Source organism: Rhodovulum sp. P5 (assembly GCF_002079305.1).
Lineage (GTDB): Bacteria > Pseudomonadota > Alphaproteobacteria > Rhodobacterales > Rhodobacteraceae > Rhodovulum.
Map to the genome: position 1 here is coordinate 2,880,581 of NZ_CP015039.1, position 22,560 is coordinate 2,903,140.

26 protein-coding genes are annotated in these 22,560 nt (G+C 65.4%); 15 read left to right on the forward strand and 11 right to left on the reverse strand.

What is annotated here, in order from left to right; translation table 11 throughout:
• Nucleotides 1-6 precede the first annotated feature (6 nt).
• From rimM to RGUI_RS14005, 9 genes are all read right to left on the reverse strand, one after another.
• Nucleotides 7-513, reverse strand: a complete 507-nt coding sequence (gene rimM, locus RGUI_RS13965) for a ribosome maturation factor RimM (protein WP_081533927.1) — start codon at nucleotides 511-513, stop codon at nucleotides 7-9.
• 2 nt (nucleotides 514-515) lie between these two features.
• Nucleotides 516-1,166, reverse strand: coding sequence for a 5,6-dimethylbenzimidazole synthase (bluB, locus tag RGUI_RS13970; protein ID WP_081533930.1), 651 nt, complete (start codon nucleotides 1,164-1,166; stop codon nucleotides 516-518).
• A 3-nt stretch (nucleotides 1,167-1,169) separates the two neighbouring features.
• Nucleotides 1,170-1,556: a 30S ribosomal protein S16 gene (gene rpsP, locus RGUI_RS13975; protein ID WP_081533933.1), complete on the reverse strand. Its 387-nt coding sequence runs from the start codon at nucleotides 1,554-1,556 to the stop codon at nucleotides 1,170-1,172.
• 38 nt (nucleotides 1,557-1,594) lie between these two features.
• On the reverse strand, nucleotides 1,595-1,891 hold the full coding sequence (locus tag RGUI_RS13980; RefSeq protein ID WP_081533936.1) for a chorismate mutase: 297 nt from the start codon (nucleotides 1,889-1,891) through the stop codon (nucleotides 1,595-1,597).
• Nucleotides 1,884-2,489 (reverse strand): GNAT family N-acetyltransferase, encoded by a 606-nt coding sequence (locus tag RGUI_RS13985; RefSeq protein ID WP_081533939.1) that lies wholly within the window; start codon nucleotides 2,487-2,489, stop codon nucleotides 1,884-1,886. The genes RGUI_RS13980 and RGUI_RS13985 overlap by 8 nt, the downstream gene beginning before the upstream one ends.
• A complete protein-coding gene (locus RGUI_RS13990) occupies nucleotides 2,489-3,025 on the reverse strand; it encodes a GNAT family N-acetyltransferase (protein ID WP_081533942.1) in 537 nt (178 codons plus the stop codon). The genes RGUI_RS13985 and RGUI_RS13990 overlap by 1 nt, the downstream gene beginning before the upstream one ends.
• A complete protein-coding gene (locus RGUI_RS13995) occupies nucleotides 3,022-3,537 on the reverse strand; it encodes a GNAT family N-acetyltransferase (RefSeq protein WP_081533945.1) in 516 nt (171 codons plus the stop codon). The genes RGUI_RS13990 and RGUI_RS13995 overlap by 4 nt, the downstream gene beginning before the upstream one ends.
• On the reverse strand, nucleotides 3,537-5,045 hold the full coding sequence (gene ffh / locus RGUI_RS14000) for a signal recognition particle protein (RefSeq protein ID WP_081533948.1): 1,509 nt from the start codon (nucleotides 5,043-5,045) through the stop codon (nucleotides 3,537-3,539). Before ffh ends, RGUI_RS13995 begins: the two co-directional genes overlap by 1 nt.
• A 247-nt stretch (nucleotides 5,046-5,292) precedes the next feature.
• Nucleotides 5,293-5,886, reverse strand: a complete 594-nt coding sequence (locus RGUI_RS14005) for an FMN-dependent NADH-azoreductase (protein ID WP_081533951.1) — start codon at nucleotides 5,884-5,886, stop codon at nucleotides 5,293-5,295.
• A 107-nt stretch (nucleotides 5,887-5,993) separates the two neighbouring features.
• On the opposite strand from RGUI_RS14005, the gene RGUI_RS14010 reads away from it, so the two are divergent.
• Entirely contained in the window at nucleotides 5,994-6,863 is an 870-nt protein-coding gene (locus RGUI_RS14010; RefSeq protein WP_081536097.1) for a LysR family transcriptional regulator, read from the forward strand.
• Nucleotides 6,854-7,744 (forward strand): DMT family transporter, encoded by an 891-nt coding sequence (locus tag RGUI_RS14015; RefSeq protein ID WP_081533953.1) that lies wholly within the window; start codon nucleotides 6,854-6,856, stop codon nucleotides 7,742-7,744. Before RGUI_RS14010 ends, RGUI_RS14015 begins: the two co-directional genes overlap by 10 nt.
• Here RGUI_RS14015 and RGUI_RS14020 read toward each other — a convergent pair.
• Nucleotides 7,741-8,091, reverse strand: a complete 351-nt coding sequence (locus tag RGUI_RS14020; RefSeq protein WP_081533956.1) for a metalloregulator ArsR/SmtB family transcription factor — start codon at nucleotides 8,089-8,091, stop codon at nucleotides 7,741-7,743. The genes RGUI_RS14015 and RGUI_RS14020 overlap by 4 nt on opposite strands.
• A gap of 195 nt (nucleotides 8,092-8,286) precedes the next feature.
• On the opposite strand from RGUI_RS14020, the gene RGUI_RS14025 reads away from it, so the two are divergent.
• The 9 genes from RGUI_RS14025 to RGUI_RS14060 all read left to right on the forward strand — a co-directional run bounded on the left by RGUI_RS14025 (nucleotide 8,287) and on the right by RGUI_RS14060 (nucleotide 17,268).
• Nucleotides 8,287-8,631 (forward strand): AtpZ/AtpI family protein, encoded by a 345-nt coding sequence (locus RGUI_RS14025; protein ID WP_081533959.1) that lies wholly within the window; start codon nucleotides 8,287-8,289, stop codon nucleotides 8,629-8,631.
• Between the two features lie 2 nt (nucleotides 8,632-8,633).
• Complete coding sequence (locus RGUI_RS14030) at nucleotides 8,634-9,386, forward strand: F0F1 ATP synthase subunit A (RefSeq protein WP_253798426.1); 753 nt, start codon at nucleotides 8,634-8,636, stop codon at nucleotides 9,384-9,386.
• A gap of 48 nt (nucleotides 9,387-9,434) precedes the next feature.
• Entirely contained in the window at nucleotides 9,435-9,671 is a 237-nt protein-coding gene (locus tag RGUI_RS14035; RefSeq protein ID WP_074220027.1) for a F0F1 ATP synthase subunit C, read from the forward strand.
• An 86-nt stretch (nucleotides 9,672-9,757) separates the two neighbouring features.
• A complete protein-coding gene (locus RGUI_RS14040; RefSeq protein WP_081533962.1) occupies nucleotides 9,758-10,318 on the forward strand; it encodes a F0F1 ATP synthase subunit B' in 561 nt (186 codons plus the stop codon).
• Between the two features lie 4 nt (nucleotides 10,319-10,322).
• Nucleotides 10,323-10,877 carry a F0F1 ATP synthase subunit B gene (locus tag RGUI_RS14045; protein ID WP_081533964.1) on the forward strand — a complete coding sequence of 185 codons (555 nt, stop codon included), beginning with the start codon at nucleotides 10,323-10,325 and terminating at the stop codon, nucleotides 10,875-10,877.
• Nucleotides 10,878-11,104: 227 nt separating this feature from the next.
• The gene (locus RGUI_RS21295) at nucleotides 11,105-11,242 is read left to right on the forward strand and encodes a hypothetical protein (protein WP_156882974.1); all 138 of its coding nucleotides are present in this window, start codon (nucleotides 11,105-11,107) and stop codon (nucleotides 11,240-11,242) included.
• A gap of 432 nt (nucleotides 11,243-11,674) precedes the next feature.
• Nucleotides 11,675-12,589, forward strand: coding sequence for an SIS domain-containing protein (locus tag RGUI_RS14050; RefSeq protein ID WP_253799157.1), 915 nt, complete (start codon nucleotides 11,675-11,677; stop codon nucleotides 12,587-12,589).
• A gap of 50 nt (nucleotides 12,590-12,639) precedes the next feature.
• Nucleotides 12,640-15,903: a hypothetical protein gene (locus tag RGUI_RS14055; protein WP_081533969.1), complete on the forward strand. Its 3,264-nt coding sequence runs from the start codon at nucleotides 12,640-12,642 to the stop codon at nucleotides 15,901-15,903.
• Nucleotides 15,904-16,050: 147 nt separating this feature from the next.
• Nucleotides 16,051-17,268 (forward strand): glycosyltransferase, encoded by a 1,218-nt coding sequence (locus RGUI_RS14060; protein ID WP_081533971.1) that lies wholly within the window; start codon nucleotides 16,051-16,053, stop codon nucleotides 17,266-17,268.
• A gap of 28 nt (nucleotides 17,269-17,296) precedes the next feature.
• On the opposite strand, the gene RGUI_RS14065 is transcribed toward RGUI_RS14060, so the two are convergent.
• Nucleotides 17,297-17,995 carry an NnrU family protein gene (locus RGUI_RS14065; protein WP_081533974.1) on the reverse strand — a complete coding sequence of 233 codons (699 nt, stop codon included), beginning with the start codon at nucleotides 17,993-17,995 and terminating at the stop codon, nucleotides 17,297-17,299.
• Nucleotides 17,996-18,350: 355 nt separating this feature from the next.
• On the opposite strand from RGUI_RS14065, the gene RGUI_RS14070 reads away from it, so the two are divergent.
• From RGUI_RS14070 to RGUI_RS14085, 4 genes are all read left to right on the forward strand, one after another.
• Nucleotides 18,351-18,671: a hypothetical protein gene (locus tag RGUI_RS14070; protein ID WP_081533977.1), complete on the forward strand. Its 321-nt coding sequence runs from the start codon at nucleotides 18,351-18,353 to the stop codon at nucleotides 18,669-18,671.
• 149 nt (nucleotides 18,672-18,820) lie between these two features.
• Nucleotides 18,821-19,348, forward strand: coding sequence for a molybdopterin-dependent oxidoreductase (locus tag RGUI_RS14075; RefSeq protein WP_081533980.1), 528 nt, complete (start codon nucleotides 18,821-18,823; stop codon nucleotides 19,346-19,348).
• Nucleotides 19,349-19,418: 70 nt separating this feature from the next.
• Nucleotides 19,419-21,599: an ATP-binding protein gene (locus tag RGUI_RS14080; RefSeq protein WP_081533983.1), complete on the forward strand. Its 2,181-nt coding sequence runs from the start codon at nucleotides 19,419-19,421 to the stop codon at nucleotides 21,597-21,599.
• A gap of 87 nt (nucleotides 21,600-21,686) precedes the next feature.
• Complete coding sequence (locus RGUI_RS14085; protein WP_081533986.1) at nucleotides 21,687-22,505, forward strand: cyclopropane-fatty-acyl-phospholipid synthase family protein; 819 nt, start codon at nucleotides 21,687-21,689, stop codon at nucleotides 22,503-22,505.
• The last annotated feature ends 55 nt before the right edge of the window (nucleotides 22,506-22,560 follow it).

Sequence of the window (22,560 nt, forward strand, 5' to 3'; positions counted from 1 at the left end):
GCTGCTTCAGGGGAACAACCCTTCGGGCGGATCCGCAATGAGACGCCCCGCCGCAAGATCGACGGTCGGCACGCAGGCATTGGTGAAGGGCAACAGAACGGTCGATTTCAGGCCCGGGCCCTGGACCTCCAGAAGATCGCCGGCGCCGAGGTCAAGAACGGCGCGCACCTTTCCCAGAACCTGCCCGCCGGTATCGACGACCTCCAGCCCGATCAGGTCGGTGTGATAGTACTCGTCCTCGGGCAGGTCGGGCAGGCGGTCGCGGTCGGCGAAAAGCCGGGTGCCCTTCAGCGCGTCGCCCTGTTCCTTGGTGGACACGCCCGACAGCCGCGCGGCAAAGCCGCCCTTGACCGGGCGTGTGATCGTCACGTCGAAGCTCCGCTTGCCGGCCTCGTCGAAAAGCGGTGCATAATCGGCAATCGCTTCGGGATCGGCGCAGAAGCTTTTCAGCCGCACCTCTCCGCGGACCCCGAAGGCCCCGGAAATCACGCCCACGCAGACCCGGTCGGTCATGCCTACCGCTCCTCGATATGCAGCGCCGCGTCGCGCATCTCCCAGCCGATCTCTTCCAGTTCGGGCTGGTCGCGTTCCAATGCGGGCCAGCCGACGCAGAGATAGGCCACCAGCTTCCAGCTTTCCGGAGCGTTGAGGTCACGGGCCAGCCGTTCGGGATCGAGCACCGACACCCAGCCAACCCCCAGCCCTTCGGCCCGGGCCGCAAGCCAGAACATCGCGATCGAGCAGACGACCGAGTAACGCCGCATTTCCGGCATGGTGGCCGCGCCCAGCCCGGCGCCCTTTTCGGTGCCGTCGTCGCAGAAGACGGCCAGTTGCACAGGCGCCTCGTCCATGCCGGAAAGCTTCAGCCGCGGGTAAAGCGCGGCTTTCTCGCCCTTGTAGCCAAGCAGGGCTTCGGCATTTGCGAACTCGAAGTTTTCCCGCGCGGCAGTCAGTGCCTCGGGGCTTTTCAGGCGCAGGAAGCGCCACGGTTCGGAAAGCCCCACGGAGGGGGCAAACCGAACGGCCTTCAGGCATTTTTCCAGCAGGTCTTCGTCCACCGGAGTCGACCGGAAGTGACGCACGTCGCGCCGCCAGCGCATCAGTTTGAACAACTCGTCCCGAAAGACATGGTCGAAACGATGCGGCAGGGGGTCGGTGACGACCATCGCTTATTCCGCCGTTGCTTCGGCCGGTTCCTCGGCGGGGGCAGCTGCGGCTTCGGCGGCCTTGGCGGCTTTTTCCTCGGCCCGTTCCTTGGCCTTGGTGCCGGGCTCGGCCTTCTTGGGGTTGTTGCGCGTCTGCTTTTCCAGAACGCCGGCGGCTTCCAGCATGCGTGCGACGCGGTCGGTCGGTTTCGCACCCTGGCCCATCCAGTGCTTCACGCGGTCGAGGTCCATCTTGATGCGGTCCTCGCTGTCCTTGGCAAGCAGCGGGTTGTAGGTGCCCAGCTTCTCGATGAAGCGGCCGTCGCGGGGCATGCGGCTGTCGGTCACGACGATCCGGTAGAAGGGACGTTTCTTGGAGCCGCCGCGGGCGAGACGAAGTTTCAGTGCCATTTTGGTTTTCTCCTTATCTGGCGTATCGGCAGAGATGCCTATTTCTGGTGTTCGATGTGATGCCGGATGACTTCCTGAATCACGAAATTCAGGAACTTCTTGGCGAATTCGGGGTCGAGGTCGGCCCGCCGCGCCAGGTCTTCCAGCCGGGCGATCTGGCGTTCCTCGCGCGCGGGGTCGGACGGGGGCAGGCCGTGTTCGGCCTTCAGGCGGCCCACCGCCTGCGTATGCTTGAACCGTTCGCCCAGCGTGTAGATCAGGATCGCGTCCAGCCGGTCGATGCTGTCGCGGTGCTCTTTCAGAAGCGCCTCGGCGCGGGTGGCGTCGTCAGTCAAGGGGCACTCCCTTCGTCTTGAAAAGCGGGTCTATGTAATGGCCGATCTCCAGCGCGATGCCATCGGCAAGCTGCGTGCCGTTCAACTGCGCGGGAGAGGGGTGGCGATAGACGATGTCATGGCTGTCGACCGTGTCGGCCGCGACGTCCTCTTTCGCGCCAAGCCGTTCGCACAGCCGCACGGAGGAGATGTTCTTGGGGTCGACATAGGTCACCGCCGTTTCCCAGCCGAGCGTCTCATAGCACCAGTGCCGTACAGCATGCACGGCCTCCAGCGCGATGCCGCGCCCCTCCGCATGGGGCCAGATCACCCAACCGATTTCCCGCTCGGGCCAGCCCTTGGGAAACCATCCGCCGGCCATGCCATAGGTCGCATCGGTATCGCGGTCATGGATCATCCACATGCCGAAGCCGTGGATCTGCCAGTGCCCGATTTCGGCGGCGTAAAGCATCCAGGATTCGTATTCCGACAGCGGCCCGCCCATGAAGCGCGCGCGATAGCTGGTGAAGGTCGACTCGAACTTCGGATAGTCCTCCGCCTCGGGGCCGCGCAGGATCAGCCGTTGGGTTTCGATCACGGGAATGGCGGACAGGGGCATCAGGCACACACCTCCGGCGCCGGATGTCGGTAGACGAGGCAGGTCAGGTCGTCGGGACGGGCGGCGTCGGCGTCCAGCCTGCAGCCCAGCCGTTCGGCCAGCGCGATGGAGCGGGCATTGGCGGGGTCGATATAGCTGACCGCCGTCGTCCAGCCGAGCGTGCCGAAGGCGAAATCGCGCGCTGCGGATGCGGCCTCGAACGCATAGCCCTCGCCCTCGGCTGCTTCGGGCCAGATCGACCAGCCCAGTTCGCATTCGGGCCATGTGATCGGATGCCACGGGCCGGTCATGCCGATGGCGGCGCCGGTGGCCTTGTCCTCGATCACGAAGGAGCCATAGCCGCGCAGGTGCCACATGCCGGCAACGTGGGCCAGCGCGCGCCATGTCGTGTTGGCATCCATCTCGGCCTTGCTGCGCACGAAACGCGACCGGTCGGAGGTCATGAAGGACAGCATCGGCTCGATATCCGACATCTGCGGGCCGCGCAGGATCAGCCGGTCGGTCTCGATCACCGGGATGTCGAAGCAGACCGTCATTGAAGCCTCGCAGGCGCGGGGTGGCGGTACACCAGATCGCCCGGATCAGGGCCGAGGACATCGCTATCGCGGGTCGCGCCCAGCCGTTCGGCCAGACGGATGGAGCGGTCGTTTTCCGGGTCGATATAGCTGACCAGCGTGTCGAACCCCAGATCGCCATAGGCGAAGTCGCGGGCGGCAAGCGCGGCCTCGTGGGCGTAGCCGAACCCCTCGAACCGGCGGAACAGCAGCCAGCCCAGTTCCCGTTCGGGGAAATGGTCGGGCTTGTTCAGACCGACCTGCCCGATAAAGGCGCCGTCCATTTTCCGCTCCAGCCCCCATGCGCCGAAGCCCAGAAGCCCCCATTGCCCCACGTCAGAGGCAAAGCCATGCCAGACCCGCCGTCGCGGCAATGGCCCGCCGATGAACCGCGACCGGTCCGAGGCGAACAGCGCCGCGAACGGCTCGAAATCCTCGATCCGGTGCGGGCGCAGCCTGAGGCGCGCGGTTTCTATGACGGGGGCTTCGGTCATCACTTCTTCTTGCCGAAACCCGCAAGGCCCGGGGGCAGGTCCATGCCGCCAAGGCCCGGCATGCCACCGGGCATCCCGCCCATCTGCTTGGCCGCGGCCTCCAGCGCCTTGGGGTCCATGCCAGCGCCCATCGCGCCCATATCGGCGGGCATGCCGCCCTTTCCGAACATGGCGCCCATCGCCTGTTTCATCAGGTTGCGGCCGCCCTTCTTGCCGAGCTTCTTCATCATGTCGGCCATCTGCCGGTGCATCTTCAGCAGGCGGTTCAGTTCGGGCACGTCCATCCCGGCGCCCTTGGCGATCCGCTTCTTGCGGCTGGCCTGCAGGATCTGCGGGTTGGCGCGTTCCTTTTTCGTCATGGAGTTGATCAGCGCGATCTGGCGGCGCAGGATCGAGTCGTCAAAGCCCGCGTCCTCGATCTGCTTGGACATTTTCGCCATGCCCGGCATCATCCCCATGATGCCTTCCATGCCGCCCATCTTGAGCATCTGTTCAAGCTGCATCTTCAGGTCGTTCATGTTGAACTGACCCTTCTGGAAGCGCTTCATCATCCGCTCGGCCTGTTCGGCCTCCAGCGTCTGCTGCGCCTTCTCGACAAGGCTGACGATGTCGCCCATGCCGAGGATGCGGCCGGCGATCCGTTCGGGGTGGAATTCCTCGATCGCGTCGAGTTTCTCGCCAAGACCGACATATTTGATCGGCTTGCCGGTCACCGCGCGCATCGACAGCGCCGCACCGCCGCGCCCGTCGCCGTCCATCCGGGTCAGGATGACGCCGGAGATCCCGATCCGTTCGTCGAAATTCTCGGCCGTGTGCACGGCGTCCTGCCCGGTCAGGCCATCGACGACCAGAAGCGTCTCGCGCGGGGTGGCGATGTCGCGCACGGCCTCGACCTCGGCCATCAACTCTTCGTCGATGGAAAGCCGGCCGGCGGTATCCAGCATGTAGACGTCATAGCCGCCCATCGCGGCCTGTTGCTTGGCGCGCTTGGCGATGTCGACGGGCCTCTGCCCCGGCACGATGGGCAGGGTGTCCACGTCGATCTGGCGGCCGAGAATGGCAAGCTGTTCCATGGCCGCGGGGCGGTTGACGTCGAGCGAGGCCATCAGCACCCGCTTGCCGTTGACCTCTTTCAGCCGCTTGGCAAGCTTTGCAGTGGTCGTCGTCTTGCCGCCGCCCTGCAGGCCGACCATCAGGATCGGCGCGGGGGGGCTGTCGACCTTCAGATGCCCCGGTTCGCCTTCGCCGGTCAGCACATTGACCAGTTCGTCATGGACGATCTTGACGACCTGCTGGCCCGGCGTGACCGATTTCGTGACCGCCTGACCCGTCGCCTTGTCCTGCACCGATTTGACGAAGCTGCGCGCCACCGGCAGCGACACGTCGGCCTCCAAGAGTGCGACGCGTACCTCGCGCAGGGCGGTCTTGACGTCGTCCTCGGAAAGCGCGCCCTGCTTGGTCAGCCGGTCGAATACGCCGGACAGGCGGTCGGAAAGACTTTCGAACATAGGCGTGGCCCTCCTTCGACCGTTTGCACCTGCCCCCGTTATCGGGTGGGGACGACTCACTTGATAGCGGACACCGTCAGGAATGTGACCGCCAAACGCTGAACGCCCCCGTGGGCGAAACCTCGCTGACGGGGGGCGATCCTCGGTATGAAACGAGGACCGGAAGGGCATACACCTTTCCGGACAACAGGGCGCGTCTAGACGCTTGGGCGGGGCGGAGTCAAGTCCTCACGCGCCCGCCGGTCTGTCAGGCGGCGCTGTCGAGCGCCTCAACGGCGCGATGTGCCTGGGCCAGCGATGCCTCTGCATCCATGCTGAGCCGGTCGGCGCTGACGAAGGTCACGTCCTTGATCCCCAGAAACCCAAGGATGTGACGCAGATATCCGGTGGCAAAGTCGATCTCCGACCCGACCGGCGTGCCGCCCGTCGTCACGGCCACGATCACCCGCTTGTCGTCCAGCAGACCTTCCGGCCCGGCCTCGGTATAGCGGAAGGTCACCCCGGCCCTGGAGACATGATCGATCCACGCCTTCAGGCTGGACGGGACACCGAAATTGTAGATCGGCATGCCGATGACCACGGTGTCCGCGGCCGTCAGTTCGGCGATCAACGTGTCAGACAGGGCAAGTTCGGCGCGGTGGTCGTCGGTCCGGTCCGTGTCGGGCGTGAAATTGGCGCCGATCCACGCCTCGCTCAGCAGCGGCAGACCGTCGGCAAGGTCACGGTGGACAACGTGGGTCGTTCCGTCCGACACCTGTGCCACGATCCGTTGGCTGAGGTCGCGGGAGATCGAGCCGGTGCGGCGCGCGGAACTGTCGATATGCAAGAGTGTCTTGGTCATCGGGAAGGCTCCCTTTCTGAGGACTGATGATACACTAGGTACTTCCGGCACGGGCGAACGCAATCGGCCGTTGTCAACAGCAGTTGTGAGGGAGCGCACAGTTGGGCATCGACACCTGGGATGAGATCCGCACCGCCTATCATGTGGCGCGGCTGGGCACGGTCAGTGGCGCGGCCGACGCGTTGGGCGTGCACCACGCGACCGTGATCCGCCATGTCGATGCGCTGGAGGACCGCCTGGGCGTGAAGCTGTTTCAGCGCCATGCCCGCGGTTACACGCCGACCGAGGCGGGGGAGGAGTTGTTGCAGGTCGCCACCGTCACGGCAGAGCAGTTCAACCAGTTGGCCGGACGGCTGAAGGGGCACGGTGCGGCGATGACCGGCGATCTGGCGGTGACAACCGTCGATGCCATCGCGCCGCTTCTGATCCCCACGCTGGCCCGGTTTCAGGGGGACCATCCCGATCTTACCGTGCGCCTTCTGGCGGATCAGCGGCTTTACCGGTTGGAGTATGGAGAGGCGCATGTCGCCGTGCGGGTGGGGTCGCAGCCCGATGAGCCCGACAACATCGTTCAAAAGCTCTACGTCCAGCAAAGCGCGCTTTATGCGCACAAGTCCTATGTCGCGGCCCATGGGGCATTGGCAGAGGATATGTCCGCCCACCGCTTCGTGGGCCCCGCGGACGAGGCTCATCGCGCGCCCTTCAATCGCTGGATGCGGGCCAATGTGCCGGCGGAACGCATTACGTTCCGCGCGGGCGACGCCCGTGCCATCGGCGATGCGGTGCTGGCCGGCGCGGGGATCGGGTTCTTCCCGGTCTGGCAGGCGCGCACTTTGCCCGACCTTGTCGAGATGCGTCCGCCGCAGCCCGACTGGGAGGTGTCCTTGTGGCTTGTCACCCATGTCGATCTGCACCGCACCGCCAAGGTGCAGGGGCTGACCGCCTTCTTCAAGGAGGCCGCCCGAACATGGCCCTGAGCGGCGGCGCGGCCCGGGGCCATCTGGCGATGCTGTCGTTTTCCGCGCTGGTTGCTGGCTCGTTTAGCTTCGGCAGCCTGATTGCGGGCGATATCGACCCCGTGGCGCTGAACGCCGCGCGTTTCGCGCTGGCCGGTATCATCATCGGGGCCGCGGCGGCGCTGGGCCCGGGACTGAGGGCGCACCAGTTCCGCGCGCCGTGGCGCTTTCTGCTGCTGGGCGGGCTGTTCGCCATCTACTTTGTGCTGATGTTCGAGGGGCTGAAAACCGCGCCGCCGGTGTCTACGGCTGCGGTCTTTACCCTGACCCCGGTGATGTCGGCGGCCTTCGGCTGGCTGTTGCTGCGGCAGGCGATGACGCCGCGTATCGGGCTGGCCCTTGCCATCGGTGCGGGCGGGGCGCTGTGGGTTATTTTCCGGGCCGATCTGAATGCGCTGCTGGCCTTCGATATCGGGCGGGGGGAGGCGGTCTTTTTCGTCGGCTGCGCAGCCCATGCCGCCTATACGCCCCTGGTGCGCAAGCTCAACCGGGGGGAGCCTGCACTGGTCTTCACCTTCGGGATGATGCTGGCCGCACTTCTGATCCTTTCTCTCTACGGCCTGCCGGCGATCCGGGCCACCGACTGGGCGGGGCTGTCCCCCCTGGTCTGGCTGGTGCTGATCTATCTGGCCCTGTTCGCCAGTTCGATGACCTTCGTGCTGCTGCAATATGCGGCGCTGCGCCTGCCCTCGGCCAAGGTCATGGCCTATACCTATCTCACGCCCACATTCGTGATCGGGTGGGAAATCGTGCTTGGCCACGGCGCACCGCGACTGCTGGTGCTGGGGGGCATTGCCCTGACAGTGCTGGCGCTGGTGCTGCTGCTGGAGGAGGACGGTTAGGACGGGTCGGTCGGTCCCGGGTCTGTTGGCGGGAACTCTGTCTCCAGAAACCGCTCGAACGCGTCGAGGTTCACCGCCTCGAACTGGCCGAAGCTCTGCATCCAGATCGAGGCGTCGCGCAAGCTGTCGGGTTCCAGCTTGCACCATTTCACCCGTCCGCGCTTTTCCTGGCTGATCAGCCCGGCGCGGGTCAGGATCGTCAGGTGCTTGGAAATCGCGGCCAGCGACATCTCGAACGGCTCGGCCACATCGGTCACCGCCATGTCGTCCTCCAGGAGCATCGACAGGATCGCGCGCCGCGTTGGGTCGGCGAGGGCGGCGAATACGATGCTCAGGCGGTCTTCCATGGGGCAGCTTTGCGGCGGGACGGCGGCATCGTCAACCGTTCGGTTGAATATGGGTTTTGCCGGCTGCCCCGGCCGATCGCAAGGCCGCCCCTGCAAAAATGAAATAAAAGCAATGGGTTGCGCTGCCCTTAACCCGCTTGACTCACTCCGCCCCCCTGACTAGCTTCCCCGCGAAAGTCCGAGGGGGCGTTCGCCATGATCGATCCGGCCGAGAGAGCGCGGCTAGAGCAGCTTGAAAAGCGGATCGCGGAACTGAAGAAGGCCGAAGCCACGGCCGAACAGGGGGCGACGCGGCATCAGGATGAGCATTATTCACAGGCGCAGCTTGCCTGGCGGATGGTGATAGAGCTTGTGGCCGGTCTGGGGATCGGCTTCGGCATCGGGTATACGCTGGACCTCTGGATGGGGACCACGCCGATCTTCCTGGTGCTGTTCATATTGTTGGGCTTCGCCGCCGGGATCCGCGTGATGCTGCGGTCGGCACAAGAAGCGCAGGGGCAACAGGCGGTCGAGGCCGCCAAGGACGAGAAGAGGGACTGAACGTGGCAAGCGAAGAAGCGACCGGCGGCCTGCAAATCCACCCGATGGACCAGTTCGTGGTGAAGCCCCTCTTCGGCGGCGACACGCTGCACTGGTACACGCCCACGAACGTGACCCTGTGGATGGGTGTCGCGATCCTGTGCATCGTCCTGCTGTTGGTCGTGGGCACCCGCGGCCGCGCGATCGTGCCCTCGCGCATCCAGTCGATCGCCGAACTCGCCTATGGCTTTGTCTACAAGATGGTTGAAGACGTCGCCGGCAAGGATGGCCTGAAATATTTCCCCTACATCATGACGCTGTTCATGTTCATCGTCTTCGGCAACTTCCTCGGCCTGATCCCGATGAGCTTCACCACCACCTCGCACCTCGCGGTCACGGCCACGATGGCGCTGGCGGTGTTCTTCGGCGTCACGATCCTTGGCTTCGTCAAGCACGGCATGGGCTTCCTGCGGCTCTTCTGGATTGATGCGGCGCCGCTTGCCCTTCGGCCGATCCTCGCGATCATCGAGGTGATTTCCTACTTCGTTCGGCCGGTCAGCCACTCCATCCGACTTATGGGCAACATGATGGCCGGTCACGCCGTGATCAAAGTGTTCGCGGGCTTTGCCGGGGTGCTGGGCCTTGGCGCGATCTTCCCGCTGGCCGCGATCACCGCAGTCTACGCGCTTGAGACGCTGGTGGCCTTCATCCAGGCCTACGTCTTCGCAATCCTCACCTGTGTCTACCTGCGCGATGCGCTGCATCCGCACCACTAAGACGACACAATCCGAAATCTGCCAATTCCAACGTAAGGAGTAATCGACATGGAAGGCGATATCGTTCAAATGGGCGCTTACATCGGTGCCGGTCTTGCGTGCACCGGCATGGGCGGCGCCGCCGTCGGTGTGGGCCACGTTGTCGGCAACTACATCTCGGGTGCGCTCCGCAACCCCTCCGCGGCTGCGTCGCAGACCGCCACCATGTTCATCGGTATCGCGTTCGCCGAAGCGCTGGGGATCTTCTCGTTCCTCGTCGCGCTTCTGCTGATGTTCGCCGTCTGATCCTACCCTACGATCCGATCCTTACGGCCGGGCGGGGCGCACCAATGTGCACCCGCTCGGTTTAACCGGGGTTCCAGGGGGACGACATGGCAACAGAAACGCACGCCGTCGAAGAGGGTATGGCGCACGCTGCCGACGCCGCACATGCTGCGGAATCGGTCGGCATGCCGCAGCTCGACTTTTCGACCTATCCGAACCAGATTTTCTGGCTGATCGTCACGCTGGTCGTGATCTATTTCGTGCTGTCGCGCATCGCGCTGCCGCGCATCGGCGCCGTTCTTGCCGAGCGTCAGGGCACGATCTCGAACGATATCGCCGCGGCGGAAGAGTTGAAGCTGCAGGCGCAGGAGGCCGAGAAGGCCTATGAGAAGGCGCTGGCCGATGCCCGTGCCGAGGCGCAGCGGATCGTGGCCGAAACCAAGGCCGAGATCAAAGCCGATCTCGACGCGGCCACGGCAAAGGCGGACGCCGAAATCGCCGCCAAGTCGGCCGAGGCCGAGAAGCAGATTGCGGAAATCCGCGCCAACGCGATGCAAAGCGTGACCGAGGTGGCCAAGGCGACGGCGACCGACGTGGTAACCGCGCTGGGCTTTCGTGCCGATCAATCGGCCGTCAACGCGGCGGTTGACGCCAAGCTGAAAGGGTAAGGGGATGAAGAAACTCGCAGTCCTTCTCGCCCTTGCGGCCAGCCCGGCCTTTGCCGCGTCGGGGCCGTTCTTCTCGCTGTTCAACACCAACTTCGTGGTGATGATCGCGTTCCTCTCCTTCATTGCCGTGCTGGTCTACCTCAAGGTGCCCGGCAAGCTGATGAAGATGCTGGACCAACGCGCCGACAACATCCGCAAGGAACTGGACGAGGCGCGCGCCCTGCGCGAAGAGGCCCAGACCATCCTGGCCAGCTATGAGCGCAAGCAGAAAGAGGTTCAGGAGCAGGCGGAGCGTATCATCGAGACCGCCAAGGCCGAGGCCGAGGCTGCCGCCGCCAAGGCGAAAGAGGATCTCAAATCTGCAATCGAGCGTCGTCTTGCGGCCGCCGACGAGCAGATCGAGTCCGCCAAGGCCGGTGCAGTCAAGGAAGTGCGCGACCGAGCCATCACCGTGGCCGTCGATGCCGCGCGTGAGGTGATCACGACGCAGTTGACGGCACAGACCGGCGATCAGTTGATCGACGCCGCGATCGGCGATGTGAAGGCAAAGCTTCACTGACCGGCACACAACCCGATTGAAAGGCCCGGCCCCTGCGCCGGGCCTTTTCGTTTCCGGGCGTGGGGTCCGGCGCAAGGGCCGTCGCCGGTCTGGAAAGCCGGCGAAATTAAGATTTCATTGATTGCGGATTTCCCCGGTGCGGGCGTGAGACCGCCACAATCCTCCTGTTTCTTGCGGCTTACAGATCGGGCGCTGCCCCGACACCCGTTTCAAACGAGAGGCTAGAAATGACCATCGTAACCAATCTTGACACCGCGAACCTCATCTTCCTTGCCCTGTTCGGCTGCGCGTCGATCATGCTGTGGCTGCCGATCATCGCGGCCGGCGTGACAGCGACGCGTACGTCCCTGTTCGGGACGGAGTGATCCGGACGCAACGACAAATGGACGGCGCCGCCCTGCGTGTTGCATGCCGGGCCCACTCACGGACCACAGCGCTGTACCGATAGCAAGCTCTCCCGTCGAAGGACCCGGCCGTTTGCCGGGTCCTTTCGTTTTTCACCTTCGGACCGTGTTCGGTGACCCGCCGGACGGCCCACCCACATGGCTCTGCCGCTGCGCCCGTCCTAGACAGATGGTCGGGAACTGCCGAAAAGATGTGCGGCGCGAAGGCAACTTCATGCCGACAAAATAAGCAAAGGCTTGATCGTTGCCGGCAGTGGCGTCATTTAGGAGATAGTCGCACTCTCCCATAGATAGAAGAAACTTATGAGCCACGTCGCAAAAGCCGAGCAAGTTCTGAACGAAAAACACGTGGAAGCAGGCAGTTCCATTGATGTCGCCACCCGCGTTCTGGCCATGGAGGGCGAGGCGCTGCTTTACATGGCATCCGATGTCCCGCCGGATTTCAGCCGTGCGGTCGACCTGATCTTGGGCGTTGCCGGGCGGGTGATGCTTGCCGGGATCGGCAAGTCGGGTCATGTCGCGCGCAAGATCGCGGCCACGCTGGCCTCGACGGGGACGCCGGCCCATTTCGTGCATCCGGCAGAGGCGAGCCACGGCGATCTGGGGATGATCCGTCCGAAAGACCTTTGCATCCTGATCTCGAATTCCGGCGAAACGACCGAGCTTGGCGACCTCATCGCCCATTGCAAGCGGTTCTCGATCCCGATCATCGGCATTTCGCGCAAACCCGAAAGCACCTTGATGAAGGCGGCGACCCTGCGCCTGACCCTGCCCGACTTGCCCGAGGCCTGTGCAATCGGCATGGCGCCCACGACCTCGACCATCCTGACCATGGGGCTGGGCGATGCGCTTGCCGTCGCGCTGATGGAGAAACGCCGCTTCATGCCCGAGCATTTCCGGACCTACCATCCCGGTGGCAAGCTGGGTGCGCGTTTGTCGACGGTGTCGCAGCTTATGCATGAACGCGCCATCGTGCCGGTGGTCGGCGAGGAAACCCCAATGGCCGACGCCATCGTGGAGATGAGCGCGCGGGGCTTCGGCGTGGTTGGCGTCGCCGATGATGAAGGGCGCCTTGTCGGCGTGATTTCCGATGGTGACCTGCGCCGGAACATCAACCATCTGATGTCCTTGACCGCGGGTCAGGTCTGCACGCGGTCCCCGATCACCGCACCGCCGGATCTTTTTGCCGCCGAGGCGCTGTCGCTGATGAACACCTGTGAAATCGGGGCGCTGTTCGTGGTCGATGACGAGGGTCGTCCGCTGGGTATTCTTCACCTGCAGGACTGCTTGCGCGCCGGTGTGTCCTGACACGACGGCTTGGTGACGCTCTGCACCGACACCGACAAGGGTAAGAAACGGTGGATGCCGAGGGCATGGGGTCTGGCGCGGCCGAAATGACGGAACGGGGCGCGCGCCGGATACGGCGCGTTCTGCTGTGCGGCGACCTGCTGGCGACACGCGAAAGCGAACAGGCATCGAACCTGCGATGGGTCGCGGATCTGCTGGCCCGCCCGACCGGGGTGGCCTTGGGTGGCGCGGATGCGGTGCAGGTGGGGCTTGATGCCTGGGCATTCAGTCGGGCGGCTTTTTTTGCCGCCGCGGGCCATCGCGTCGATCTGGCGGCGCGGCACGCCTGGTTCGATGCCGAGGCCCTGCCGCCACAGGCGCTGGCCCTGCTGCGCGACGCAGTCGGGCCAGAGACGCTTGTCGTCGGGTATGAATTGTCCGGGGCAACGCGGCAGGCGCTGCGGCGCGCCAACATTCCGTTCGTCGACATCTGGTTGCACCCGGTTCGGTTCGCCGACGATATCCTGTTCGCGATGCGCGCGTCGGACCCGGATATTCAGGCCCGTATCGCGCGGTTTGCCGTGCCCGAGGAAAGCCTTGCGGCGCAGGCGGACCTGCTGAAAATCCAGAACTACCGGGGATTTTCCCGCTTTGACCGCCGCCTGATCGACGGGGCGGGGCTGTTTGTCGGCCAGACACCGCGGGACAAGGCGCTGATGGACCGTGACCGGTTCGTCGATCTTATGGATTTCGCGGACGATTTCGCGGCCCTCGCCCGGGATGTGCCGCATATCTACTACGTCCGCCATCCCCATGTCGTGCGCCCGGATCGAGAGATCGAGACGTTCCTGAAGGGGTTCCGGAACGTGTCCGAAATCGCCGCCCCCACCTATCACCTGCTGGCCGACCCACGGATCGGTGTGGTGGCCGGCCTGTCCTCGTCGGTTCTGGAAGAGGCGCGCCATTTCGGCAAGGCGGTGCGGTGTCTCTTTCGCCCGCCGATCCCGCTCAGGGGGGGCGAAGCCTATGCGACGATCTTTCAGTCGCTGTGCTTTTCCGGGTTCTGGGCCGATATCCTGTCTGGCGTATCGGATGTGGCCGACTGCCCGCCTGCGCAGTTTCTGGACCCGAAGAACAAGCTGCGCCATGTCCTGTCCTTCTACTGGGGATATCCGCAGATCGACCGGTATGAACACAGCCTCACCGACCCGGTTCAAAGTGAGGCGTCAGAGGTGGCGGGCGTCACTCTGGAAACGGCCGCGCTGGTGTCGTTCGACGTGTTCGACACGCTGATCACCCGAAGCTACGCCGCGCCGCGGGATGTGTTTCGCGCCATCGCGCCCCGGCTGTCCGGGCCGCTGGGGATGGCTGCGGAGGAATTCCCGGACCGGCGGGTGCTGGCCGAGAAGGCGGCGACGCGAAAGGTGGCCCGGTCGGGGCGCGAGGATCCGACGATCTTCGAAGTCTATGCCGAGCTTGCCGACCGACCGCCGACCGATCCGCTGATCCGGGAACTTGCCGAGATCGAGATCGCCGAAGAGATGTCCTGCCTGAAGGTGCGGCCGGCGGGGCAGGCGCTCTACCATGCGGCAAGGGCAGCCGGTCGGCGCATCGTGTTGATGTCAGATATGTATCTGCCCGCTGATGTCGTGGAAGGGATGCTGCGCCAAGCCGGGTATGACGGCTGGTCGGCGCTCTTCCTGTCCTCCGCCCGGGGCAAGACGAAACGCAGTGGCACCTTGTTCGAGGTCATGATGGCCGAGACCGGCGTCGCGGCGGGGCAGATCCTGCATGTCGGGGACAATCCGCGCGGCGACCTTGCCGTGCCCGAAGGGCTTGGCATCACCTGTCGGCCCTTGCCCAAACCGGTCGAGACCATGGCGCAGGCCGCGCCATTCCTGAAGACGGCAACCGGGCGGATCGCCGCCAGCGACGATCTTGCCGCCAGCCGGATGCTGCAGCACCTCGCGCTGCAATTCTTCGATGACCCGCCGGGCGGCAGCGACCCGTTCGGCGGTGATCCCCGGCGGTTCGGGCATGTGGTTCTGGGGCCGCTTTTGACCGGCTTTGCCGCGTGGTTGCACGATATGGCAACAGCCGATGGGGTGACGCGGCTGGGGTTTCTGACCCGAGAGGGACCGGTTTTCCGCGCCGCTTATGACGCGCTCTTCCCCGACGGTCCGGTTGCAACCGTCGATGTGATCGCGTCGCGCCGGATCGTGCGTCTTGCGGCGCTGACGTCCGAGGCCGAGATCGAGGTCGCCTATCGCGCCTCGCGCGCCCGCGACTATGGCAGTCTTGCCGATTACCTGTCGGTCAATTTCGGCCTCGACCGGGAGGAGATCGACCTTGATGCCGTGGCGGCGGCCGGGCTTCCCGGGCCAGATGTCGCCATCGGTGCCGCGACGCCCGAGGATCTGTTGCGCGATCTCGTCGTCGCCCATCGGGGGCCGATCATGGCCGGGGCAGGCTGCGCGCGTGCCCTGCTGACCGATCACCTGCGCGACAGGGGGCTGGATGGTCCGGACTGTGCCGTGGTGGACATCGGCTATGCGGGCAGCATGCAGGCGGCCTTTTCCGACATCCTCGGCACCCCGCTGCGCGGTTATTACATGGCGCGGTTTCGCACCGCCTCTGACCGGTTGGGCACGATCCCCGCCCGTGGCTGGCTGGTGGAGGATGTGGCGGCCACGGATCGCGGGCACGGGATCTGCCGGCACCGGCATGTCTACGAAACCCTGCTTTGTGCGCCGGGGGCGACGTTTGTCGGGCTTCTCCGCGATGCCTCCGGCTGGCGGGGTGTCCCGGCGGCGGATCGGCAGACCCCCCTGCGCGATGCCTTCGTGGCAGAGGCGCACCGGGGGGCCGTCGACTTCGCCCATGCCATGGCCGCGCAGTCCGAAACCGTGCCCCGGCTTTCCGCCGAAGTCGCAACCGCGCTGCTCGATACCTGTCTGGACCAGCCGGGGCCTGCGCTTGCCGGCTGGATCGGCGCGCTGGAATTCGAGGATGCCTTTGCCAGGCCGGGCATCGTCCCGCTGTCCGGGGCCGCGTCTTCCGCCGGCAGCCCGATCTGGCCGGAGGCGGCCGAGGCCCTGAACACCGCGCAAAGACCACGTCGCAAGCGCGGACATCGCCCGGCATGGCGACCCTACGGCCCCTATGGCCTTTTGGGATGGCGGCACCTGCTGCCCGTGTTCGTGGCACCCGTCATCGGCCGCATCGGCGATGCCCATGATGTCGATCACTACCTGGAGGATCCGATCGGGTTCTTCCGTCGCCTGTCGGACCCGCGCTATCGCCGGATCGGGCGGATCCTCTATCCGTGGGACTGACGGGGCGGCGCCCCACACAGACAACGTATCATCTTCACCCGCTGGACTTTTCCGGCGCAGGCCGTGACTGTGGCTTCCACTAGGGGTTGTGGGGTGCGATAGATTGCGCACGCGCGGCCACCGGCGCCTGCAGGATACGGACAGGACATGCAGATCGTCTTTTCCCACATGAACTTCCCTGCCCAGTTCGGCAGTTTCGGCACCTATCTGGCCACGCAGGGCTGGGAGGTCAGCTTTTTCACCGAAAAGGAAGGGGTTACCCCCCCGGCCGGCTGTCGAATATTCCGCATGAAACCGCATCGTTCCCCGACCGAGGGGGTCCACCGGTTTGCCCGCCCGCTGGAAAAGGCGGTGATCAACGGGCAGGCCTTTGCCTCCACCGCGATCGCGGCGCGGCAGGCGGGGCTGACGCCCGACATCGTCGTCGCGCATTCCGGCTGGGGGGCAGGTACATTCGCCAAGGCCGTCTGGCCCGATTGCCGATATGTCAGCTATGTGGAGTGGTATTATCGCTATCCCCCCGTCGATATGCCCGACATCGAGACGGGGCAGAACGATGTGGACGGGCGTGCCCTCGCGCTTACTCGGAACGCGCCGACCCTTCTGGACATGGCCGAGGCCGACATGGTGCTGTGCCCGACGTATTTTCAGGCCGCGCAGTTCCCCGACGATCTGCGGCAACGCCTGACGATCCTGCATGACGGTGTCGATACCCGGTTTTTCGTCCCGGACCCGCAGGCCAGCTTTCCAGAGCCTGTCGGCGCCTTGCCCGACGGGGCCGAGGTCATCACCTATGCGACGCGCGGGATGGAACCCCATCGTGGCTTTCCGGAGTTCATGCGGGCAGTCGCCAAGCTTCAGAAACGGCGCAGCACCCTGCATGCGGTGATCGGGGGTGCGGACCGGGTGGCCTATGGCACACGGCTTGGCGAGGGCCGAAGCTGGAAGCAGATCATGCTGGATGAACTGGAGCTGGATACGTCGCGCCTGCACTGGACGGGCTTGTTGCCGCGCAAGTCATGGCGCCAGTTGATGCAGGCCAGCCATGTCCATGTCTACCTGACTGTGCCCTTCGTGCTGTCCTGGTCGGTGATCGAGGCGATGGCGGCGGGCTGTGCCATCGTGGCGTCGGATAGCCGCCCGGTGCGGGAGGCGATCACCCCCGGCCAGTCCGGCGTGCTGGTCGACCACAAGGATATCGACGCCTTGGCCGGTGCGATCGAACGGCTGCTTGATGACCGGGCAGAGGCCGCCCAACTGGGCCACGCCGCGCGGGAGGCTGCGATCCGCGATTTCGACAGTGGCTGGATCTATCCGGCAAAGGCGCGGCTGCTGGCAGACCTTGTGAAATACGGCCGCGGTTGATGGGCCCTGAGCGTGCCGTGGCACGCGCTCAGAACAGGGGCGGCAGGGGTGAGACGCCGATGACCGGTCGATGCCCCAGCAGCAAGAGCACCCAGAGCCCGAGACCAAGGGCCAAACGTCCCAGAGGCGGCGGGCCGCCCGGCCGCCATCGCCCGGCAACCAACGCGCCGAAGGGCAAATTCGACGTGTGCGCCGCGGCCCTTTGCCAGGCGGGCCGGCCCATCAGGCGCTGATTGCGACGGTCTATGACGCGCGTGCCAAAGATGGCAAACCCCGCAAACCCGCCGAACAGCAGAACATGGGCAAGATCGGGGTTGGCGACCGCATGCGCCCCGGACCAGAGCGCCAGTGCCCACAGCAGCGGATGCCGGGTCAGCCCCGCGATGCCCGGGGCGGCGGGTGTGAACCTGTCGTTCCGCCGCCCCCCGAAACTGAGCGGATTGGGCGTGGCCGCGCCGAACGCAATCAACAGGCAGACAATCGGCATCGCAAGGTTCGGGACCCATGCCTGCCAGCCAGCGACCGGCGCAAGGGGCACATGGGGCGCCCGGCCCGCGGCAACGATCAGCCAGGTCAGCATGGCCAGCGAGATCAGGATGTAGACCACCAGATAGCCGCGCCGCCCAAGCGCTGTCTTCAGCCGTGCCTTGACCGCCGGACGCGCCGGCACGGCGTGTGAGGCGAGGAAGGCCGCGAAGGCCAGCAGAAGCTCCCCCCAGCCGCCCATCACGCTGCCCGCGCTGTGTGGGACGGGCCGGCCGCAGTGACCGTGCCAAGTACCGGCGTTCCCCATCGAACAGGGGCCTGCCGCCCGGTCATCGCGCGCCAGCCTCTGTCCTCTGCTGCGATCATGGCAACTTTGCCTCCGGCGGGCCGAGAAATCCCAGTTTCGCCGCAAGTAGACCAAATTGATCGCCGAGTTCCAAGGTTATGCTGTTTCCACGATGCCGGCGAGAATCCCGCGCTCGACAGAGTTCTTGACACCATCGCGGGGTGCCAGCCGGTCAGGTCCGATAAGTTCCGGGCAATCGGGTGGCGTCCCAGACGCAAGCCCCTTGCAGGATTGAAACATCGGTACCGCCATGAGTTCGCTTACCCAGTCCCAATCCCTATACGCGGTTGCCAACATGCAGCGTTGGTACCGCCCCGTGCGGAATTTCCGCAACGCCATGATCTTTGCAGGCGTGATGCTCGCCCTTGCCGAGACGGGTCTTGGCGCCTTGCCCGGCATGATCCTTGTCCTGCTGGGTGTTTCGGGGCTTGCGTCCAGCCTGTGGTTCGCGTTCGCCCCGCACCAGTTGCCCGCACAGCACGAGACCGCCCTGACGCGAGAGGCCGGCCGCTGGGCGCTGTTGTGCGTCGTGGCGCTGGCGGCGGGCGTTCCGCTGGCGCTTATCGCGTAACGGAGTTCCCTGCCCGAAAGTTTAACCAGTTTTGCAGATCGTCAGGCACATTTGGGTAGTTTTGTTATAATTTTAATCAACTTTAAGGCGCGTTTTGCAGACCTGATGGGACAGGTCAGGGCGCGTGGCTGTGAAGGGAGAGACACGACATGATCAATCTTGCATTGCGCCATATGGTTGGGGCCGTTGCCCTGACCGTCGTAGGACTGCTCGCACCGCCGGTCGCGGCGGACGAGCTGCTCGCTGCGCCCGAAGGCCCGGTCTTGCTGACCGTGACGGGCGATATCGCGGTCACCAATGCCGGCGACGGGGCGGAATTCGATCTGGCGATGCTGCGCGCCCTTCCGGTTGAGAGCTTCACCACGACCACGATCTGGACCGAAGGCGCGCTGGAACTGACGGGCGTGCCGCTGAAGGCGCTGCTGGATCGGCTGGGCGTGACCGGTGGGACGCTGACCGCCAAGGCGATCAACGATTACGCCGTGGAAATCCCGGTTTCCGATGCGATGCCCGGCGGGCCGATCATCGCCTATCTTGAAGAGGGCGAACCGATGCCGCGGCGCAAGCGCGGGCCGCTCTGGATCGTCTATCCGTTCGACGCCAAGGATGCCTATCGGTCCGAGGTCATATATTCGCGCAGCATCTGGCAACTCGACCGTCTGCATGTGACGCGCTGAGGTGACGGCCGTGTTCAGGTTCCCCCCCATCCGGGTCAGCCGGCAGCCAGGTCAATGCCGCCGCGTGCAGATGACCGCGGTGGCCGCCTGTCTGGCCTTCGTGCTGGGCGTGATGGCGTTTCTTGCGCTCGACGTGCGGCGCCAGGTGGATGAACTGGCCACGGCCAATTCCGACAATGTGCAGTGGACGCTCTCGATCATTCAGGTCGAACTGACCGAACTGGAAAGCGCGGCCTTGATGGCGCAGGCGGGGACCGGCTCTCTCGACGAGGTGCGCCGTCGGTTTGACGTGTTCTATAACCGCGCCGACATCGTCACGAATGGCGCTGTCTATGCCGCGCTGGTGGCGGCGGGCGATCTGGAGGATGAGATCGTCCGGATCTGGCGCGAAATCGACGCGACCGTCCCCCTGATCGATGCGCCTGACCCGGTATTGGCCGCCGGCGTGGGCGATCTCGCCATACGTATGCACGACCTGCACGCCCCCCTGCGCGCCGTCGCACTGGAAGGCGTAAAGGCGCTTGCAGAGGGGGCGGACCGGCATCGCGCCGATGTCGTGGCCCTTCTGACCCGGCTGGCGCTGATTACGGCGGCCCTTGTCGTACTGCTGCTTGGCACGCTGTGGGTGCTGGTGCGGCTGAACGGCAAGATGTTCGTGCGGACGCGGGAATTGCAGATGACGTCCTCGCGGCTGGCGGCGACCGTGAATACCGCCATCGATGCCGTGATCGTGGCGGATGGCGCGATGCGAATCCTCGATTTCAACCCCGCCGCCGAGGAGATCTTCGGCTACCGCCGCGAGGACGTTCTGGGCCGGGCGGTGTACGACATCATGGTGCCCGGTGACTTCCGCTCGAAGATGACGGAGGCGCTGGAGCGGTTCCACGAGACCGGCAGGCTCCACCTGTTCGACAAGGAACGGGTCGAGGCGGAAGCGCGCCGCCGGAACGGTGAAACCTTTCCGGTCGAGGTGTCCGTGAACACCGCCGACAGCGAAAACGGCAAGATCTTCGTCGGCTTCGTGCGTGACATCTCTGACCGAAAGGCGGCAGAGGCGGAGCTGACCCGTGCCCGCGACGACGCCCTGGCGGGCGAGAAGGCCAAGGCCAACCTGCTTGCGGTGATGAGCCACGAGATGCGGACCCCGCTGAACGGCATGCTTGGGGCGCTGGAGCTGTTGCAGGACACGCCGCTGGATGCCGACCAGCGGGACCACCTGGCGATCATGGAAAGCTCTGGCCGGATGCTTCTGCATCATGTCAACGACGTGCTGGACATTTCGCGGCTCGATTCCGGTCAGGTCGAGGCCCGGGCAGAGGTGTTCGATCTTGGCGCGCTGCTGTCTGAGATGGTGACCATGCATCGCCCACAGGCTGCCGCGGCCGGGAACCGGCTGGTGCTGGAGGATGAAACCGCCGGGGGCACTGTCGTCGGCGACGACCGGAGGCTGCGCCAGATCCTCGTCAACCTCATCGGCAATGCGCTGAAATTCACCCGCGGGGGCACCGTCACGCTGTGCGCCACGCGCCCGGGGCCCGGCGATCTGGTGGAGCTTTCGGTGCGCGATACCGGCGTCGGCATGGCAGCAGCCGAACTGCCGCGCATCTTCGATGAATTCTACACCGTCGATGCCACCTATGGCCGAGAGACGGAGGGCACCGGGCTTGGCCTGTCGATCACCGCACGTCTGGTGAACCTGCTGGGGGGCGAGATCGCCGTCGAAAGCACGCCGGGCATGGGCAGCACCTTCCGGGTTCGCCTTCCCATGCCGCCCGTTTCCGTGCCTGACCTTGCCGGTGCCGTGCCGGAAGGTGACACCGCGGCGGCCACGCCCGCGCTGAATATCCTGCTGGTCGAGGACAACCGCGTGAACCGGCGTCTGGCCCGCGCGATGCTGGAAAAGCTGGGCCATGTCGTGACCGAGGCCGTGGATGGGGCTGAGGGTGTCGAAAAGGCGTTTGGCACGCCGTATGACGTGATCCTGACCGATATCAGCATGCCGCGTCTCGACGGGGTGGAGGCTGTTCGGCGTATCCGGGCCGGCGGCGCGTCCCGTCACGCCCGCATCATCGCCCTGACAGCCCACGCGATGCCCGATGAAATCGCCCGGTTCCGCGCGGCGGGCATGGACGATGTCGGCACCAAGCCCGTGTCGCGCAAGCAACTCGGCACGATGCTGGCCCCCGTCTGTCGGCCCTGCGCGGGCCTTGGCGATGACCCGGCCGCAGACCTTCGCCAGCGGCACGGGTGAGCGCGGCGTCAACCTCTCGCTTCCGGATTTTGCATCGCCCGATCCGCCTGATAGGCTGGGCGCATCTTCAGGTTGCCGGAGATCGCAATGGCAGGCCCGGACACGAACGCATCGGCCAGCGCGGCCTATTACGACGATGCCGATGTCGCGACATTCTACCGATTGTGCTGGGGCGGGGCCGACATTCACGTCGGGCGCTATGACAGCGGTGCGGAAACCGTGGCCGACGCCTCGGCCGCGATGACGCGCCACCTGCTCGACCTTGCAGGTCTTGCCCAAGGTGACCGGGTCTTAGACATCGCCTGCGGCTATGGCGGAACCTTGCGGCAACTGGCCGGGCGCGGATGTCATGCGGCCGGCGTCGATATCTCGGCTGTGTGTGTCGAGGAGGCGCAGCGCGCCAATGCGGCGGCGGGGCTTGGCGATGTCATTTCCGTCGAGCGTGGCGACTTTCACGCGCTGGAGTTTGCGGACGGCACCTGCGACGCGGTGATTTGTCAGGAGGCGCTGATCCATTCCAACGACCGCCCGCGGGTCTTTGCAGAGGTCTTCCGGGTGCTGAAGCCCGGCGGCATCTTCGCCTTCTCGGACATCCTGACGGCCGAGGGCGCGGACATCGCCGCGGTCGAGGCGGCGTTCGAACGGCTGGGGGCCGAGGCCGGGGCCACCCCGCGCACCTACCGGCAGATGGCCGTCGATGCCGGCTTTGACATCCTCCATCAGGAGGAGCGCCCGTCAGACATCCGCTGCCACTATGACAAGCTTGCGGCGCGGCTGATGGACCCGGTGCCGGGGCTGTTGGCCGATACGCAGGCGAAGATCGCGGCCAGTATCGGCCGATGGCAGGCCGCCCTTGCCGCCGGTCATATCACCTGGGCCTGTTTCATCGCCCGGAAGACCGGATAGGCGGCTGCGCCATCATGTCCCTGACAGGGGCTGGAGTCCCGCCCGCGGTCAGGTT